Source organism: Streptomyces sp. NPDC030820 (assembly GCF_055572075.1).
In genome coordinates, this window is the sequence record NZ_JBVIEB010000029.1 from 18,993 (window position 1) to 36,515 (window position 17,523).

At 69.4% G+C, this 17,523-nt stretch carries 18 protein-coding genes and 1 riboswitch; of the genes, 4 read left to right on the top strand and 14 right to left on the bottom strand.

Annotated features, from left to right (window positions below):
* The first annotated feature begins 51 nt into the window (after positions 1-51).
* Positions 52-582 carry a PadR family transcriptional regulator gene (locus tag ACZ418_RS42125; RefSeq protein ID WP_468373974.1) on the top strand — a complete coding sequence of 177 codons (531 nt, stop codon included), beginning with the start codon at positions 52-54 and terminating at the stop codon, positions 580-582.
* A gap of 25 nt (positions 583-607) precedes the next feature.
* On the opposite strand, the gene ACZ418_RS42130 is transcribed toward ACZ418_RS42125, so the two are convergent.
* The 5 genes from ACZ418_RS42130 to ACZ418_RS42150 all read right to left on the bottom strand — a co-directional run bounded on the left by ACZ418_RS42130 (position 608) and on the right by ACZ418_RS42150 (position 6,001).
* Positions 608-1,801 (bottom strand): hypothetical protein, encoded by a 1,194-nt coding sequence (locus ACZ418_RS42130; RefSeq protein WP_468373977.1) that lies wholly within the window; start codon positions 1,799-1,801, stop codon positions 608-610.
* Between the two features lie 28 nt (positions 1,802-1,829).
* Positions 1,830-2,843, bottom strand: a complete 1,014-nt coding sequence (locus ACZ418_RS42135) for a C40 family peptidase (protein WP_468373980.1) — start codon at positions 2,841-2,843, stop codon at positions 1,830-1,832.
* A gap of 285 nt (positions 2,844-3,128) precedes the next feature.
* On the bottom strand, positions 3,129-4,163 hold the full coding sequence (locus ACZ418_RS42140; protein ID WP_468373983.1) for a C40 family peptidase: 1,035 nt from the start codon (positions 4,161-4,163) through the stop codon (positions 3,129-3,131).
* A 212-nt stretch (positions 4,164-4,375) separates the two neighbouring features.
* On the bottom strand, positions 4,376-5,719 hold the full coding sequence (locus ACZ418_RS42145; protein ID WP_468373986.1) for an NYN domain-containing protein: 1,344 nt from the start codon (positions 5,717-5,719) through the stop codon (positions 4,376-4,378).
* Between the two features lie 42 nt (positions 5,720-5,761).
* Complete coding sequence (locus ACZ418_RS42150; protein WP_468373989.1) at positions 5,762-6,001, bottom strand: hypothetical protein; 240 nt, start codon at positions 5,999-6,001, stop codon at positions 5,762-5,764.
* Positions 6,002-6,156: 155 nt separating this feature from the next.
* Between ACZ418_RS42150 and ACZ418_RS42155 the strand changes: the two genes are divergently transcribed.
* A complete protein-coding gene (locus tag ACZ418_RS42155) occupies positions 6,157-6,900 on the top strand; it encodes a rhomboid family intramembrane serine protease (RefSeq protein WP_468373992.1) in 744 nt (247 codons plus the stop codon).
* Complete coding sequence (locus ACZ418_RS42160) at positions 6,897-7,178, top strand: Lrp/AsnC family transcriptional regulator (protein WP_351798615.1); 282 nt, start codon at positions 6,897-6,899, stop codon at positions 7,176-7,178. Before ACZ418_RS42155 ends, ACZ418_RS42160 begins: the two co-directional genes overlap by 4 nt.
* 33 nt (positions 7,179-7,211) lie before the next feature.
* On the opposite strand, the gene ACZ418_RS42165 is transcribed toward ACZ418_RS42160, so the two are convergent.
* The 6 genes from ACZ418_RS42165 to ctaE all read right to left on the bottom strand — a co-directional run bounded on the left by ACZ418_RS42165 (position 7,212) and on the right by ctaE (position 14,294).
* On the bottom strand, positions 7,212-8,573 hold the full coding sequence (locus ACZ418_RS42165; RefSeq protein WP_468373995.1) for an aminotransferase class V-fold PLP-dependent enzyme: 1,362 nt from the start codon (positions 8,571-8,573) through the stop codon (positions 7,212-7,214).
* Positions 8,574-8,733: 160 nt separating this feature from the next.
* A riboswitch (SAM riboswitch) is annotated at positions 8,734-8,850 on the bottom strand.
* A 75-nt stretch (positions 8,851-8,925) separates the two neighbouring features.
* Positions 8,926-9,990 (bottom strand): anthranilate phosphoribosyltransferase, encoded by a 1,065-nt coding sequence (gene trpD / locus ACZ418_RS42170; RefSeq protein ID WP_468373997.1) that lies wholly within the window; start codon positions 9,988-9,990, stop codon positions 8,926-8,928.
* Positions 9,991-10,108: 118 nt separating this feature from the next.
* A complete protein-coding gene (gene qcrB, locus ACZ418_RS42175; protein ID WP_468373999.1) occupies positions 10,109-11,746 on the bottom strand; it encodes a cytochrome bc1 complex cytochrome b subunit in 1,638 nt (545 codons plus the stop codon).
* A complete protein-coding gene (gene qcrA / locus ACZ418_RS42180) occupies positions 11,743-12,801 on the bottom strand; it encodes a cytochrome bc1 complex Rieske iron-sulfur subunit (protein ID WP_468374001.1) in 1,059 nt (352 codons plus the stop codon). Before qcrA ends, qcrB begins: the two co-directional genes overlap by 4 nt.
* A complete protein-coding gene (gene qcrC / locus ACZ418_RS42185) occupies positions 12,798-13,610 on the bottom strand; it encodes a cytochrome bc1 complex diheme cytochrome c subunit (RefSeq protein WP_468374003.1) in 813 nt (270 codons plus the stop codon). Before qcrC ends, qcrA begins: the two co-directional genes overlap by 4 nt.
* Before the next feature lie 63 nt (positions 13,611-13,673).
* Complete coding sequence (ctaE, locus tag ACZ418_RS42190; RefSeq protein WP_363220413.1) at positions 13,674-14,294, bottom strand: aa3-type cytochrome oxidase subunit III; 621 nt, start codon at positions 14,292-14,294, stop codon at positions 13,674-13,676.
* A 167-nt stretch (positions 14,295-14,461) separates the two neighbouring features.
* On the opposite strand from ctaE, the gene ACZ418_RS42195 reads away from it, so the two are divergent.
* On the top strand, positions 14,462-14,863 hold the full coding sequence (locus ACZ418_RS42195) for a response regulator (RefSeq protein WP_468374005.1): 402 nt from the start codon (positions 14,462-14,464) through the stop codon (positions 14,861-14,863).
* A 56-nt stretch (positions 14,864-14,919) separates the two neighbouring features.
* On the opposite strand, the gene ACZ418_RS42200 is transcribed toward ACZ418_RS42195, so the two are convergent.
* The 3 genes from ACZ418_RS42200 to ACZ418_RS42210 all read right to left on the bottom strand — a co-directional run.
* Positions 14,920-16,179, bottom strand: a complete 1,260-nt coding sequence (locus tag ACZ418_RS42200) for a L,D-transpeptidase (protein WP_468374008.1) — start codon at positions 16,177-16,179, stop codon at positions 14,920-14,922.
* 166 nt (positions 16,180-16,345) lie between these two features.
* Complete coding sequence (locus ACZ418_RS42205; protein ID WP_450668644.1) at positions 16,346-16,744, bottom strand: cytochrome c oxidase subunit 4; 399 nt, start codon at positions 16,742-16,744, stop codon at positions 16,346-16,348.
* Positions 16,741-17,523, bottom strand: a 783-nt coding sequence (locus ACZ418_RS42210) for a cytochrome c oxidase subunit I (RefSeq protein WP_468374011.1), incomplete at its 5' end; no start/stop codon positions are given. The genes ACZ418_RS42205 and ACZ418_RS42210, both read right to left, overlap by 4 nt.

The window sequence follows — 17,523 nt, forward strand, 5'->3', positions numbered from 1 at the left end:
GCTCGATAAGAGGTAACATGGCTTCCGGGGCCGCTGCAAGGAGGAGAGCGCGTGCTGGAGTTGTCGATCCTGGGCTTCCTCGCCGAGGAACCGCTGCACGGTTACGAGCTGAAGGAACGCATCAAGGCGCTGAGCGGTCATGTCCGCCCGGTCAGCGACGGTGCGCTCTATCCGGCCATCAACCGGCTCGTCGCCGCCGGACTGCTCGACCAGCACACCGAGGAGGGCGCGAGCGCCGCCCCGCGCCGGGTGCTGTCCCTGACGGCCGCGGGCCGGCAGGAGCTGCTCGCACGGCTGCGCGACCCCAAGCAGGCGGAGATCACCGACCAGGTCCGCTTCAACACGCTCCTGGCCTTCCTGCGCCACCTGGACGACCCCGCCGAGCAGGCCGCGGTGCTGCGCCGCCGGCTGGACTTCCTTCAGGCCCCGGCGAGCTTCTTCTACCGGCAGGGCGAGCCGGTGCGCGCGGAGCAGGCCGGGGACCTGTTCCGTGAGGGCATGCTGCGGGTCGCCCGGGCCACCGGGAAGGCGGAGCGGGCCTGGCTGCGCGAGGCCATCGAGACGCTCGGCGCATCCGACTGAACTGCCGGAGAAGGGTGGTCGGTCGTCACTCGGTGCGGATCAGCTGCGCCCGCACATACTCCCGCCATCGCTCGGTGAACGCCTGCGGCGTGGTGCCCAGCACCGTCTTCAGCGCGGCCTCGACCGCACCCGCCCGCTGCCGATGGCTGCCGACGGCGCGGTAGAAGGCGTCGAGCCGGGCCGCGCCCCAGTGGTCGGCGATCATCCGGCAGGCCAGCCAGCCGCCCTCGTAGGCCTGGGCGAGCTCGGCCGGGTCGCTGGTGAAGCCGAAGTCCTTGTCGGTGGGGAGGTCAGTGGGCGGGTGACCGTCCTGGACGGCGCGGGTGAGTTCCGGCGCGGCCTCGGTGGGGGTGCGGCCGGTGCCCAGGTAGCCGATCCAGTCCGCGTAGCCCTCGGAGAGCCACAGCGGGGTCGCGGCGGTGGTGTGCGCGCGGGTGGCCACGTGGGTGGTCTCGTGGGTGAGCACCACCTGCTTGCCGAGGTCGCCGAGGATGGCGTACGCCTCCGGGTTGACGACCACCCGGTCCGCGGGCGCCTTGCCCGAGCCCCCCGCCTCGCCGGTCGTCACCGCGGCGATCCCCCGGTAGTTGGCGGCGGGCGAGCCGAGCAGCCCCGCCATGTCCTGCAGGGACCGTGGGACGAGGACGACGACGTGGCGGGTCCAGTCGGTGCCCCAGGCCCGCGAGACGGCCGGTACGGCGCGGTCGGCCAGCGTGGTGTATCCGCGCAGCTGGGCGGCGGTCCGGCCGGTGCCCAGCACCAGGCTGTGGGCGCCCTTGACGGCGGTCACCGGGCCCTGGTCCCACAGCTGCTGCCCGGCGTCCTTGGCGGGTCTGTCGGCGGTGACGTACCACTTGCCGTCGGCGGTGCGGCCGAGGGTGAGCGTGCGGCGGGCGTCGACGGGGGCCTTGTCGTACGCGGCGACGCGGTAGCTCAGGTCGGCGTCGGCGGTGGCTCCGGCGGACGTGCGGTGCACGGCGGTGACCCGGTAGGCCCAGGAGGCCAGCGGGAGGGCACGCAGCCGGATGTACTCCGTGCGGGTGCCCGTCGTCCCGTACGCCGTCTCGTCGTGGCCGAGGAGCGCGGCCGAGCGCCGGTCGAGCAGGTGCTGCACCTCGGTGCGGGCGGAGTCGGCGGGGGTGCCGCCGCAGCCGGCCAGGGGCAGCAGCAGCCCGAGCCCCACCGCCCCGATGCTCCACGCCCGCCTGCGACCAGCCATTTCCCGATCGTAACGGCGCCCGGCGCGGTCAGGGCCGGGTGACCGAGGAGATCGGCATCATGCCGACCGGGTCGTAGCGCACCGCGGCGCCCGGGTACGGGGCGTGGATGACCTGGCCGTTGCCCACGTACATCCCCACATGGCTGGCGTCGGAGCGGTAGATCACCAGGTCGCCGGGGCGGGCCTGGGAGAGCGGGATCTGCCGGCCGGCGAAGCGCTGCTCCTGCGAGGTGCGCGGCAGCTGGATTCCGGCGTGCGCGTACGACCACTGCATCAGGCCCGAGCAGTCGAAGCCGGAGGGGCCGCTCGCGCCCCACACATACGGCCGGCCGAGGGCGGAGCGGGCGGCGGCCACCGCGGCGGCGGCGCGGGCGTCGGTCAGGCCGGGCAGGCCGGGCAGGTCCACACGGCCGGAGCCGTCGGAGCGCGAGGCCCGGCCGAACGCGGCGCGCTCGGCGGCCGGGAGCATGTTGAGCAGTTTCTGGGCCTTGGCGAGCTTCGTCTCCACGGTCCGCTTGTGCGCGGTCACGGCCTTGCGGCTGCTCTCCAGCGCGGCGAGCTTCCCGGCCGCCTCCGTGCGCTCCTGGGCGAGCTTCCGCAGCGCCGACTGCAACTCCCGGAGCTGCCCGGCCTGTTGGGCGGTGATGCGGTCGAGGGTGGACGCCCTGTCGAGATAGTCGTCGGGGTCGTCGGAGAAGAGCAGGGCGACGGCCGGGGCGATGCCGCCCGCGCGGTACTGGGCACCGGCCAGCGAACCCAGTTGCTCGCGGAGGGTGTTGACGCGCTGCTGCTGCCGGGCGATGTGGTCCTGGGCGTCGCGGACCTCGCGGCGCAGTGTGGCGGCCCGCTCCTGGGCCTTGTCGAAGGCCTGGGTCGCCTGCTCGGCCTCCTGGTAGAGCCGGTCCACCTCGGCACGGGGGTCGGTGTGCGGTGCCGCGTGCGCCGGTACGGCGCCGAGCGCGGCGGCCGCGGCCGACACAACGCACAGGGCGACGGCGCCCCGGTCGAATCCGGAGGAGGCAAAGCGGCGATGAGACCCCACGGCAGTCCTTCTGCTGGCGGACAGTGACCGCTTCCCCGGCGCCTGGGGACGGGGAGACCCCGGCGCCAGGGAAACGCGGCAGACAGTAGCCGTGCGCACGGGGCCCGGCCAACGGCCGTCGCGGCAACATACGCTGACGCCCCGCCGCTGACCTGGGTCAGTGGCGGGGCGTGGAGTCAGTTCCGGTCCAGGGGATTCGCCCGTTCGGGCGCCCCCGTGCGAGCGTTTGCCGTGGGAACTCGCGGGTATCAGGCCCGGTTTCGCGGGGCTGTTCCCGCGGGGGTGTCAGACGCGGACGCCGAACTGGAACGGCATGTCGGACATCGCCTCGTAGCGGACCACGGCACCGGTGTGCGGGGCGTGCAGCACCTGGCCGTTGCCCGCGTACAGGCCGACGTGGTGCAGGTCGCCGTAGAAGAAGACCAGGTCGCCGACCTTGAGCTGGCTCTGGTCGTAGATCCGGGTGCCGATGTTGGCCTGCGCCTCGGAGGTGCGCGGTATGGAGACACCGGCCTGAGCGTAGGACCAGGAGGTCAGGCCCGAGCAGTCGAAGGAGGACGGGCCGGAGGCGCCGTAGACGTAGGGCGAGCCGATCCTGCTCTGGGCGGCGGAGAAGGCCGCCCCTGCGCGGCCGGAGGCCGGCGGGGCGTCACCGAGGTTCACGCGCTGGCTGGAGGAGCGGTCGGCGCGCTGCTGCTGGGCGGCCAGGTCCGCCTTCTCCTTGGCGGTCAGGGTGTTGAGCAGCTTCTGCGCGTCGGCGAGCTTGCCCTGGACTTCCTTCTTCTTCTGCTCCAGCTCGGTGCGCGTGGAGGAGAGGTCCTTGAGCTTGTCGGCGGCCTCGGCGCGCTCCTGGGCGAGTTCGCGCTGTTTGTCCTGGATCTTCTTCAGCGCGTCGACCTGCTGGGCGCTCAACTGGTCGAGCGTGGAGGCCTTGTCGAGGAAGTCGTCCGGGTTGGAGGACAGGAAGAGCTGGACCGAGGGGTCGATGCCGCCGGAGCGGTACTGCGAGGTGGCCAGCGAACCCAGACCGTCGCGCAGCTTGTTGAGGTCCTGCTGACCGCGGGCGACGTTGTCCTGGATCGTGGATATTTCCTTCTGCAGCTTCTGCTGCTTCTCCTTCGCCCCGTTGAACTTCTCGGTGGCCTGCTCGGCCTCCTCGTAGAGCTTGTCGACCTTGGCCTTGACCTGGTCCTTGGTGAGCTTCTGGCTCGGCGCGGCGTTGGCGGCGTTCGCGCTCAGGACGACGGCGGCGGCTGCTGCGGTGGTCAGCACGGTCACGCGAGCGCGACTCTGCTGCTTGGGTCGACGGTGGGACGCCACGGAGGACGAACTCCTTCTTGTGAGTGTTCACCCGTTCGGAGGTTCGAGCCCAGACCCTAGTGACCCACTTGTGATGAGTTCAAATCCTCACACCAAAAAACCTCGTCACACAATGCATTCTTTGCACACAAGTCACATGGGGTGAGGCGTGGTTGACACTACGTTGCGTGACGATACGGCTAATTCGGGCATTGCATATGCCCATTGGACCTTCAGGACAGTCGCTTGAGAAGCACCGCAGAGGCGACCGGACGAGCGCCCGCCTTGGCGACCCCGTCGGCCACCTCCCGGTCGGTGGAGGCGACGATGACCGGACGGCCCGGCGGCTCCGCGCGCACGAGCTGCCGGATCAGCTCGTCGGCCGTGACACCCGGCTTGGAGAACAGCACCCGCACCCCGCGCGGCGGCGCCAGCAGCACCGGGGCGGCCAGTTCGGCGCCGTCGAACACACAGGTCACCTCGGCGCCGGTCTGCGCGGCGAGCGCGGAGAGCTGGCCGAGGAGCCTGAGCCGCTGCTTCTCCAGCGGCATCTGCGGATAGCCGGTCTTGGTGACGTTGTAGCCGTCGACCACCAGATGCGCCTGCGGCAGTGCCAGCAACTGGTCGAGAATGGCCGGATCGTTCTCCGACAGGGCGCGCGCCGCGATGTCCTTCGGTGTCATTCGTCCCGGTTCGACCGCATCCACGGTCTCGGCGGGCCGTACGGACACGGGTGGCAGGGCGAGTTCGCGCCTGAGGCCCTGGGTCGCGTCCAGCAGGGTGTCGAGCAACAGCCGTACCCGCATGTCCTCCACGCTGCGGCCCTCGCGGGCGGCGCGGCGGGTGGCCTCCAGCGCGGCCTCGGCCTCGCCGAGGCGGGCCTTGAGCCGCCGGGACTCGCTCTCGGCGGCCGAGACGTGCCGGTGCGCCTCGGCGCGTACGGCGTCCATCTCGCCCTGGGCCTTGCGCAGGGCGGCCTCGCCCCGCTTGACGTCACTGAGGGCGGCCCGGAGCTTCCGGTGCAGCGACTCCGCTTCCTTCCTCGCCGACTCCAGCTCCGTACGCAGTCGTTCGGTCTCGGCGCGGGCATGCTCGCGGGCCTGGGCCAGCTCGGTGCGCAGCCGCTCCAGCTCGGCCCGGCTCTCCTCGTCGGCGCGCTCGGCGTCCGCCCGCTGGACCTCCTCGCCGGCCGCGGTGACCAGCTTCACCCAGCCCGCCGGGCGCAGTACATAGGCCGCGGCCGCCACGTCGAGCGGGTCCGCGGCCGGGAGCGGCGAGCCGGAGTCGAGGGCGCCGGCGAGCTCCGGCTGCGCCTCTCTGAACTTCTCCCCGATCCGCTGCCGGAACAGCGCATCGGTCTCCAGCGCCGCCGCCATCGCGTTTCCGGCGAACTTCGCCCGACGATTGGGGGCGAACCGGGCGTACTGCCTCAACTGGGCGGGCAGTTCGGACATGGTCAGCCCGCCGAAGCCCTCCGAGACGATCTGGACGACCCGGCGGCGCACGCCCTCGGGCAGCGGACGGTCAAGCACCTCAGCGGTGCCGTCGTCCGGCCCCCCGCCTGCGGTCTCCACCATCCGTCACACCCCACTACTTCGACTTCTTCGGGGCCGCTCCGCTCAGGAGCCGGCACCCGGCCTGTCCACGAGTTCCACCTGGTCCACCGCGTTGCACCAGCGGCACCGCACCGACTCGATGGTCTCACTGACCACCTCGCGCTCCTCCACGGTCGGCTCGCCGGCCAGATCGAGGTGGACGTACTCGACGACCTTCGAGGAACGCGTCACGTCGAACCGGGTGAGGTTGCCGCACAGGGTGCAGCGCCATCGGGTGGTGGCGGTCGGCAGGAGAACCGTCATCGTGGCTGTCCGCTTCCTTCTCGTAGTCGCTCACCGCGCCGCCGGCCGACGCGTGTGGCCGTAACCCTACGGCCTGGCGGCAACTCGCCGCTGGTCCATCCATGGCGGCGAGGCGGTCTGTCCGCGTGCGTCCCGTTACGTCATGCTCTGTATTCATGATCAGCGCGTGGAGCACGGCGGCCGGCAGGGCCTTCAGAGCGGTCCGGAGCACATCAGCACCCATGACGTACGGCCTCATCGCCCTGTGCTGTCTGCTGTTCGTCCTGGGTCCGGCCTCGGGGCTCACCCCGGCATACGGCTCCGGGGACGGGCTGCTCGCCGCGCAGCGGGCGTACTTCCGGCGCTGGGGCGTGGTGCCGGCCGATCTGTTCGCCAGACCGGTGCGCGAGGCCCTGACCCCCGCCACGGCCCTGTTCGTGCACGGCAGCTGGGTGCATCTGCTCGGCAACATGCTCTTCCTCTTCGTCTTCGGCGCGATGACCGAGGAACGGATGGGCCGGGTCGCGTTCACCCTCTTCTACGTCGGCTGCGGCTATCTCGCCCTGCTCGGCTACGCGGTCGCCAATGCCGCCTCCGAGCAGTCGCTGGTGGGCGCGTCCGGGGCGATCTCGGCGGTCCTCGGAGCGTTCCTCTACCTGTTCCCCCGCGCCCGTGTGACCAGTCTTCTGCCTTTTCTGTTCTTCCTGCCACTGCGGTTTCCCGCGTGGATCGTGCTGCCGTTCTGGGCGGCGCTGCAGTGGGCGGCGGCGCAGCAGAGCACCGACGGGCCCGGGGTGGCGTATCTGGCCCACCTCGTCGGCTTCGGTCTGGGCTTCGGCTACGCGTGGGTGCGTTACGGCCGTACCACTAGAGTGAAGTACGCCCCAGCTCCGGCACCCGAGGGAGAGAACCAGCCGTGATCACCGCGATCGTCCTCATCAAGACCAGCGTGGACCGGATCCCCGAGATCGCGGAGCAGATCGCTTCGCTGGAGTCGGTGAGCGAGGTTTTCTCCGTCACCGGCACGTATGACTTGATCGCGATGGTCCGGGTGCGGCAGCACGATGATCTGGCCGATGTCATCCCCGGCCGGATCAGCAAGATCCCCGGCGTCGAGGGCACGGACACGCACGTGGCGTTCCGGACGTACTCGCAGCACGACCTGGAAGCGGCGTTCTCGATCGGCCTGGACAACTAGGGGCGCGGCGAGCGCGCCCCTTCGGGGTGCTGATCACACCGCCGGAACGCAGCGGCCGTCCTCTGTCCGGTACGTCCACTTCGCGCCCTCGGTCACGAGTTCCCGGACCGCCGTGACGAAGCGCTCGACGTGCTCGTCCGGGGTGCCCGCGCCGAAGCTCACGCGGATGGCGTTGAGGGACTTCTCGCCCGGCGCGGCCTCGGGGGCGCCGCATTCGCCCTGGGTCTGGGGGTCGCTGCCCAGGAGGGTGCGGACCAGGGGGTGGGCGCAGAAGAGGCCGTCGCGGACGCCGATGCCGTACTCGGCGGACAGGGCCGCGGCGAAGTGGGAGCTGTTCCAGCCCTCGACGACGAAGGAGATCACGCCGACGCGCGGGGCGTCGTCACCGAAGAGGGACAGCACCCTCACCTGGGGGACCTCGGCCAGGCCCGCGCGGACCCTGGCGATCAGGTGCTGCTCGCGCGCGACCAGGGTGTCCCAGCCGGCCTCGGTGAGCGCCTTGCAGGCCGACGCGATGGAGTAGGCGCCGATCACATTGGGTGACCCCGCTTCGTGCCGGGCGGCGCTCTCGTGCCACTCCACGTCCACGCCGCCGTCCGGGCGCCGGGCCACCTTGCGGCTGGCGCCCCCGCCCGCGAGGTAGGGCTCGGCGGCGCGCAGCCAGTCGGCGCGGCCGGCCAGGACACCGGAGCCGAAGGGGGCGTACAGCTTGTGGCCCGAGAAGGCGACCCAGTCGACGTCCAGGTCACGGACGGACACGGGGTGGTGGGGGGCCAGCTGGGCGGCGTCCAGGACGATCCGGGCGCCGTGGGCGTGGGCGGCCGCCGCCAGCTCCCGTACGGGCCACAGCTCGCCGGTGACGTTCGAGGCGCCGGTGACGCAGACCAGGGCCGGGCCGTACGGGTCGCGGTCGGCCAGGGCCCGCTCCAAGGCCGCGACGGCCTGCTGCGGGGTGCGCGGGGCGTTGAGGTAGGTGACGCGGGCGTCCTGCCAGGGCAGCAGGGAGGCGTGGTGCTCGGTCTCGAAGACGAAGACCTGGCAGTCGGCCGGGAGGGCGCGGGCCAGGAGGTTCAGGGAGTCGGTGGTGGAGCGGGTGAAGACCAGCTGGTCGTCGGGGCGGCAGTCCAGGAACTCGGCGACCGTCCGGCGGGCGTTCTCGAACAGGTCGGTGGAGAGCTGGGAGAGGTAGCCGGCGCCACGGTGGACGCTGCCGTAGTACGGCGCGTAGGCGGCCACGTCGTCCCAGACGCGCTGCAGGGCGGGGGCGCTGGCCGCGTAGTCGAGGGCCGCATAGGTGACCTCGCCGCCGGTGACGAGCGGGACGGTGACATCCCGCCCCAGAACGGGCAGCGGGGAGCAGACGGACTGGTCGGAGGCAGCGGTGAAGACGGACATGGGTGAACTCCCGTGAGGACGTACGAGAAAAGACGTACGTGAAGAAGAGGAAAAGGGTGTGCGGAGGCGGGGCTCGGCGGCCCTATCGCATTCGCTTGCTCACGGAAGGCTCCCTCGATGACCAGGACCCCTGGTCCCGCGCTCTCAGCAGCGCGCGAGGGGTCCGCGCTTGCCGTAGACCTCGCTGCCTACGGCCTGGTCCTCACCCGGGGCACCCCGCCACGGACGGAGGGTTGCCGGACAGCCGGCCGGGGCCGAATGGCTGTCACTCATGACCTGGTACAGGAACGTACGGGAAATGATCGCCGTCCCGCAACCCGAGTCCGGATTGCGGGACGACCGTCGGTGACCGCTAGGCGTTGCTCGCCGCCACCCACCGCTCCAGCGTCCGCTTCGCCGCCCCCGAGTCGATCGACTCCGCCGCCTTGGCCATGCCGGCCCGCAGCTGGTCGGCGAGCGGGGCGTCCGTCGGGTGCAGGGCCACGAGGGCCGCCGCCGAGTTCAGCAGCACCGCGTCCCGTACGGCCCCCGTCTCACCGTCGAGCACCCGGCGGGCGACCTCCGCGTTGTACGACGCGTCCGCGCCGCGCAGGGCCTCCACGGGGACGAGGTCGATGCCGACGTCCCTCGGGTCGAAGGTCTCCTCGGTGACCTTGCCGTCCCGGACGACCCACACCCGCGAGGTGGCGGTCGTCGTCAGCTCGTCCAGGCCGTCGTCGCCGCGGAAGACCAGGGAGGAGTTGCCTCGCTCGGCGAGGACGCCGGCCACGATCGGGGCCATCCGCAGATCCGCCACGCCGACGGCCTGGGCGCGGACCCTGGCCGGATTGGTCAGCGGACCGAGGACGTTGAAGGTCGTACGGATGCCCAACTGGCCACGGGCTGCGGCCACATGGCGCAGCGCCGGGTGGAACTTCACCGCGAAGCAGAAGGTGATCCCGGCCTCCTCGGCGACCTGCGGGACCCGTTCCAGCGGGAGGTTCAGATTGACGCCCAGCTTCTCCAGCACGTCCGACGCGCCCGACGCCGAGGACGCCGCCCGGTTGCCGTGCTTGACGACCTTCGCGCCGGAGCCGGCGACGACGATCGAGGACATCGTGGAGATGTTCACCGTCTTGGCGCCGTCACCACCGGTGCCGACGATGTCGACGGTCTCCCCCGGCACCTCGATGACGTTCGCGTGGGCGTACATCGCGCGGACGAGCCCGGTGATCTCCTCCACCGTCTCGCCCTTGGCGCGCAGGGCCACGGCGAATCCCGCGATCTGCGCGTCCGTCGCCTCCCCGCGCATGATCCGGTCCATCGCCCATGCCGTGGCGTCCGCGCTCTGGTCCCGGCCCTCCAGCAGGGCGTTCAGTACCTCGGGCCAGGAACGGCCCGCCGCGGTGTCGCCTCCAGCGGGGGTCACAGCGCTCATCAGCCGCTCCTGGTGTCGTGAGAACAGTGTGATCCCAGCCTATCCACCCCAGGGCACGGCGAAGGGCCCCGTCCGTAAGCCGGACGGGGCCCTTCAGCGTGGCGTGGCGACGCGGTGATCAGTGGTGGCCGTGGCCGCTCGTGATCTCCTTGTACTCCTCGACGGTCGGCTTCGGGATCTGGTTGTCCTCGCCGTAGTAGGCGTTGGACAGCTTCACCCGGAGCTTCTCCGAGGCCGGCACCTTGCGCTCGACACCGTTCTCGTCGACCGTCGGGCCGATCTCGGCCGGCACGTACTGGTGGTGGGCCGTGAGGGTGTGCAGCTGCTCCTGGCTGAGCGCCTCGTGCACCTCGATGAACTCACCGTGCGGCAGCCGCTTGATGATGCCGGTCTCGCGACCGTGCAGCACCTTGTCGCGGTCGCGACGCTGCAGACCCAGGCAGATCCGCTTGGTGACGATGAACGCGATGATCGGGCCGACGAAGAACCCGATCCGGACGAACCAGGTGACCGCGTTGATCGACAGGTGGAAGTGGGTGGCCCACAGGTCGTTGCCACCGCCGACCAGGGTGATCATGTACATCGTGACCCAGGCGACACCCAGACCGGTACGGGTCGGCGCGTTGCGCGGGCGGTCCAGGATGTGGTGCTCGCGCTTGTCGCCGGTGACCCAGGACTCGATGAACGGGTAGAGCGCCATCGCCGCCAGGACCACACCGAAGAGGACCAGCGGGATGAACACGCCCAGGACGAGCGTGTGACCCCAGAAGTTGATCTCCCAGCCCGGCATGAAGCGGATCAGACCCTCGGCGAAGCCCATGTACCAGTCGGGCTGGGCGCCGGTGGACACCTGGTCCGGGCGGTAGGGGCCCATGGCCCAGATCGGGTTGATCTGGGCGACCGCCGCGATGGCCGCGATGACACCGAAGACCAGGAAGAAGAAGCCTCCGGCCTTGGCCATGTAGACCGGCAGCAGCGGCATGCCGACGACGTTCTTCTCGCTCTTTCCGGGACCCGCGAACTGCGTGTGCTTGTGGTAGAAGACCAGGATCAGGTGCGCCACCACCAAGCCGAGCATGATGCCCGGCAGCAGCAGGATGTGGATCGAGTAGAACCTGGCGACGAAGTCGTGGCCGGGGAACTCGCCGCCGAAGAGGAACATCGAGATGTACGTGCCGACGATCGGCATCGACAAGATCGCGCCCTCGGTGAAGCGGACACCGGTGCCGGAGAGCAGGTCGTCCGGGAGCGAGTAACCGGTGAAGCCGGTGAACATGCCCAGGACGAACAGCAGGAAGCCGAACAGCCAGTTGATCTCACGCGGCTTGCGGAACGCGCCGGTGAAGAAAACGCGCATCATGTGCACGAACATGCCGGCGAGGAAGATCAGCGCGGCCCAGTGGTGGATCTGCCGGACGAGCAGACCACCGCGCACGTCGAAGGAGATGTGCAGGGTCGAGCTGAACGCCTCGGACATCAGCTGTCCCTGGAGCGGGACGTAGCTGCCGTGGTACTCCACCTCGTTCATCGACGGGTGGAAGAACAGCGTCAGATAGACACCGGTCAGGATGATGATGAGGAAGCTGTACAGGCAGACTTCGCCCAACATGAACGACCAGTGGTCGGGGAAGATCTTGCGCATGTTGGCCTTGGCCAGGGAGTAGATCCCGAGCCGGCCGTCGGCCCAGTCGGCGACACGCTCGCCGGCCGGTGCCTTCCCGCGAGAGCGGGGCGTCTCGTTCGCTGCAGTACTCATCCGCGCTCCCAGAATGCAGGACCGACGGGCTCCTCGAAGTCGCCGAGCGCCTGGAGGTAACCCTCACTGTCCACACCGATCCGCAGCTGCGGCAGGGCGTGGCCGGCGGGGCCGAAGATCACTCGGGCACCGTCGGAGAGGTCGAAGGTGGACTGGTGGCACGGGCACAGCACGTGGTGCGTCTGCTGCTCGTACAGCGAGATCGGGCAGCCGACGTGGGTGCAGATCTTGGAGAACGCGACGATGCCCTCGTGCGACCAGTCGAGCTCGCGCTTGTCCTTGATGTTGCCGGGCTGCAGCCGGACGATCATCAGGGCCGCCTTGGCGATCTCGTTCTGGAACGCCTCGTCCGTCTCCTGAAGGCCGTCGGGCTTGGCGAAGGTGAGGGAGCCGACGGCGACGTCCTCGGGGCGCAGCGGCAGGCCCGTGTTCATGTTGACCAGGCGCTTGCCCTTGGCCCACAGGGTGTGCCGCAGCGAGGTGCCGGGCAGCGGACCGAGGTCGCGCAGCAGCATGACGCCGGAGAGCGGGAACAGGGCCAGCGCGCCGAACATCGTGTTGCGCAGCAGCTTGCGGCGGCCGAGCGCCGACTCCTTGGCGCCCTGCCGGAAGTCCGCGTGAACCTTCGCGCGGACGTCGGCCGGGGCCTCGATGGCGTGCCGGTCGTCGGCGACCTCCACGTCGGACATCAGGGTGCGGGCCCAGTGGACCGCGCCCGCGCCGATGCAGAACAGCGCCGCACCCAGGGTCAGACCCAGCGCGAAGTTCAGCGCGCTGAGGTGCCCGATCGGGAAGACGAAGATGTCCTTGTCGTGCGGGATCGTCACATACGAGACGATGAAGCCGACGGTGGCCAGCATCGACACCGTGAACAGCAGGGCGACCGCGCGCTCGGACCGCTTGGCGGCCCGCTCGTCGATGTCCTGGATGCGGTGCTCGTGAGGCGGCAGCCCCGGGTCGGCGAACGGGTTCTCCTCGTCCGCGACCGCTACCGCACGGTGTTCTTCGCCCTGCTCAGCGGGCAGGTTCTCTTCTGGAATGTCTTGGCTACTCATGACTTCTTGGCCTTTGCGGTCCGAGCGGCGACCCAGACGGCGACGGCGATCAGTGCGCCGAGACCGAAGATCCAGGCGAACAGACCCTCACTGACCGGCCCGAGGCCGCCCAGCTCCAGACCGCCGGGGTTCGTCGTCTCGCTGCTGTCGACCGCGTGCAGGTACGCGATGATGTCCTTCTTGTTCTTCGAGGACAGCGTGGTGTCGGGGAAGGACGGCATGTTCTGCGGGCCGGTCTGCATGGCCTCGTAGATGTGCTTCGGGTCGACACCCTCCAGCGTGGGCGCGTACTTGCCCTTGGTCAGGGCACCGCCCTTGCCGGTGAAGTTGTGGCACTGCGCGCAGTTGGTGCGGAACAGCTCGCCGCCCTTGGCGATGTCCGCACCGTCAGGTCCGTACTGGTCCTTGGTGGGCACGCTCGGGCCGGCGCCCAGCGAGGCGATGTACGCGGCGAGCTGGTCGATCTGCGTCTGGTTGTAGACGACCTTCTTGCGCGGGACCTGGGCACCCTGCGAGGTGGCGGCCGGCATGCGGCCGGTGCCGACCTGGAAGTCGACGGCCGCGGCACCCACGCCGACCAGGCTCGGCCCGTCGGAGGAGCCCTGGCCACCGGTGCCGTGGCAGCTGGCGCAGCCGACCTCGTAGAGCTTCTTGCCCTCCTTGATGGTCAGGGACTGGGCGGAATCATCGGCCTGCGCCTTGCCCGCGGGTGCGAACGCGGCGTACAGCCCCCCAGTGGCCGCCAGCGCGAGGAGTAGGACGACGACCGCCGCCAGCGGATGGCGTCGTCGTGCGGAGAGCTTTTTCACGGATTACCCCGGTGTCAGGATCTTCTGCGTCGGTGCTTCTGGATGTGCGGGAGCCGGTCCCGGCTACTTGATCAGGTAGATCGTGGCGAAAAGGCCGATCCAGACCACATCGACGAAGTGCCAGTAGTAGGACACGACGATGGCGGCGGTCGCCTGCTCGTGGGTGAACCTCTTGGCCATGTAGGTGCGGCCGAGGACCAGCAGGAAGGCGATCAGACCGCCCGTCACGTGCAGGCCGTGGAAGCCGGTGGTCAGGTAGAACACCGAGCCGTACGGGTCGGAGGAGAGCGAGATGCCCTCGTCCTTCACCAGGCTCGTGTACTCGTAGATCTGACCGCCGATGAAGATCGCACCCATGATGAAGGTGAGGATGAACCACCCACGGAGCTTCTTCACGTCCCCGCGCTCGGCCGCGAACACGCCGAGCTGGCAGGTGAGCGAGGAGAGCACCAGGATCGTGGTGTTCGTCGCGGAGAAGGGCACATTGAGCGCGTCGGCCATGTGCTTCCAGTGCGCCGGACCCGTCACCGATCGCAGGGTGAAGTACATCGCGAAGAGGGCCGCGAAGAACATCAGCTCGGAACTCAGCCAGATGATGGTTCCGACGCTGGTGAGGTTCGGCCGGTTGACCGACGGGTGCGCGTGCCCGGTTTCTACTGTCGTTGCTGTCGCCACGACCGACATTATGTCGGTCGCTTATCCCGCCCTCACTCCGGGGGGTGCCGTTCGGAGTGTTGCTCCCTGCCGAACCGGTGTTGACGTGGTGTTCATGGGGACTTCGACGGGAGTAAGCTCCGCCCCGAACGGCCCTGTCCGTCCCGTCCGTACGACGCTGACGTCCCGGAGGAACAATGCAGCCGACCGCCACGGTGCTGGTCTACAGCGACGACTCCAACACCCGCGAGCAAGTACGGCTGGCCGCCGGGCGTCGGCCGGCTCCCGATGTTCCCTTTGTCGAGTTCCTGGAGTGTGCCACTCCGGAGGCGGTCGTCCGGGAGTTGGGCAAGGGCGGCATCGACGTCTGTGTGCTCGACGGTGAGGCCGTGCCGATGGGGGGTATGGGGGTCTGCCGGCAGATCAAGGACGAGGTGTTCAACTGCCCGCCGGTGCTTCTTCTCATGGGCCGGCCTCAGGACGCGTGGTTGGCTACGTGGAGCCGGGCAGATGCGGCTGTGACTCTTCCGGTGGATCCGGTGGAGTTTGCCTCCGCCCTGGCTTCTCTGCTCCGTCAGAAGCGGTTGCTGAGCGCCTGAGAGCTCGGGGGCGCGAGGCGCCGCATATCGGACACAGCCCCGCGCCCCTCGGGCCCTCACAGCGCCGTCGGCTGCAGTCGCACCGTGTCCGCGTCGGACGGGCCGTCCTGCTTGCCGTTGACCAGGGCGCTGCCCTTGCGCCACTTGTTCCAGTCGACGTTCCAGTCGCCGAAGCCGTTGCCGAAGTCCTCCATCTGGTGGCCGTTGGCGTTGACGACCTTGACGATGTCGCCTTGGTGAATGTTGTTGAAGAACCACTCGGCGTTGCCGGTGCTCATGCCCGTGCAGCCGTGGCTGACGTTCGCGTAGCCCTGTGAGCCCACGGACCAGGGCGCGGCGTGCACGTATTCGCCGGACCAGGTCACCCGGGTGGCGTAGTAGACCGACAGGTCGTAGGAGTCGGAGCTGCCCGCGGCGATGCCGATCGTGGTGCCGCGCATGCGGACGACGTACGCCTTCTCCAGGACGACCTTGATGCCGTTGCGGGTGCCGTAGCCGGGTTTGCCGGTGGTGATGGGGATCCGCTTGATGTCCTGGCCGTTCTTGTAGAACGTCAGCTGGTGCGTCGCGCCGTCGGTGATGGCCTCGATCCGGTCACCGATGGTGAGCTTCAGCGGCTTGGCCGGGCCGCCCCACAGCCGGTCGCTGATCCTGATGCCGTCCAGGTTGCTGTGTACCGTGATGGTGGTGTGGGTGGGCCAGTACTCCTGGGGCCGGTAGTGGAGTTCCTTGTCGCTCACCCAGTACCAGGAGCCCTGCACGTCCGGTACGGAGTCCACCCGCAGGGCGCGCTCCACGATGGCGCGCTGCGCCTTGTCCTTGACCCCCTGGTCGAGTTGGGCGGTGATGGGCTGTCCGACGCCGTACTGGCCCGACTTCGGCCCGAAGGTGACGGTCAGGCGCTTCTTGCTGGTGGGCTTGCTGGTGTCGAACGAGAAGACCTTCCGGCCGGGCGCGCCGTCGTCGTCCTCGGTGCTCACGGTGACCGTGTAATGGGTGTGGGCGGCCAGCGGGGCGGTGCTGTGCCATCTGCTGCCGTCGGCGGAGAGTTCGCCCGCCACATAGCGTCCTGCGGAGTCCTGGGCGGTGACGTCGGTGATGCGGTCGTCACCGTTGGCGGTGATCTCCAGGGGCTTGTCCGGGTCGGCCTGCTTCCCCGGCTCGGTGGGGCCGTTGAAGTCGATCAGGTCCGCCGCGTCGTACGGCTTGGCCGACAGGGGGTTGCCGTCCGAACCGCAGGCGGTGACGCCCGCGCCGAGCGCGGTCACCAGCAGGGTGCAGCTGACGACGGTGCGGGTCCGCGGAGTGTGGTTCATACGATCACGCTATGAGCCGCTGACCCCATTGGCGCGGTGAGTAAGCCGTACGGGGGACCGACGCTACGGCAAAGGAACGACTACACCCGCGTGGCCTGTGGAAAAAAACCGGAAGCCCGGACCCTCCTGAGGGAGCGTCCGGGCTTCCGGTGCGTGCACGCGCGTGCTACTGGGTGCGGTTCTCACCGTGGTAGTACTCGAACACCCAGCCGAACAGACCGACCACGATGAACGGGGCGGAGAAGTAGATCAGCCACCAGCCGACCGCGATGCTGAGGAAGGCGATCGCACCGCCGAAGCCCAGCAGAAGCGGCTGCCAGCTGTGCGGGCTGAAGAAGCCCAGCTCGCCCGCGTCGTCCGCGACGTCGGCCTCCTTGTCGTCCTGGGCGCCCGCGTCGACCCGCCGGGCGGTGAAGCCCAGGTAGAAGCCGATCATGACGCTCAGGCCGAAGGCCAGGAACAGTGCAGTGGTACCGGCCGGCTCCTTCGACCACACGCCATACACGATGGCCATGATCAGGATGAAGACGCTCAGCCAGATGAACATCCGACCCTGGATCTTCACTTGCCGGCCTCCTTGCTGCCCGCGATGGCGGTGCCGTGACCGCTGTGCGCGAGCTGCTCGAGCGCGGCGATCTCAGGGTGGTGCAGGTCGAACGCCGGGGATTCGCTGCGAATCCGCGGCAGGGTGAGGAAGTTGTGCCGCGGCGGCGGGCAGGACGTCGCCCACTCCAGCGAACGGCCGTAGCCCCAGGGGTCGTCCACGCCGACCGGCTTGCCGTACTTGGCCGTCTTCCAGACGTTGTAGAGGAACGGCAGCATCGACAGGCCCAGCAGGAAGGAGCTGATCGTCGAGACCGTGTTCAGGGCGGTGAAGCCGTCGGCCGCCAGGTAGTCGGCGTAGCGGCGCGGCATGCCCTCGGCGCCCAGCCAGTGCTGGACCAGGAAGGTGCCGTGGAAGCCGATGAACAGCGTCCAGAAGGTGATCTTGCCGAGGCGCTCGTCCAGCATCTTGCCGGTCCACTTCGGCCACCAGAAGTGGAAGCCCGCGAACATCGCGAAGACGACCGTACCGAAGACCACGTAGTGGAAGTGGGCCACCACAAAGTACGAGTCGGAGACGTGGAAGTCCATGGGCGGCGAGGCCAGGATGACACCGGTCAGACCACCGAACGTGAAGGTGATCAGGAAGCCGGTCGCCCAGAGCATCGGCGTCTCGAAGGACAGCGAGCCCTTCCACATCGTGCCGATCCAGTTGAAGAACTTCACACCGGTCGGCACGGCGATCAGGAAGGTCATGAAGGAGAAGAACGGCAGCAGCACACCGCCGGTGACGTACATGTG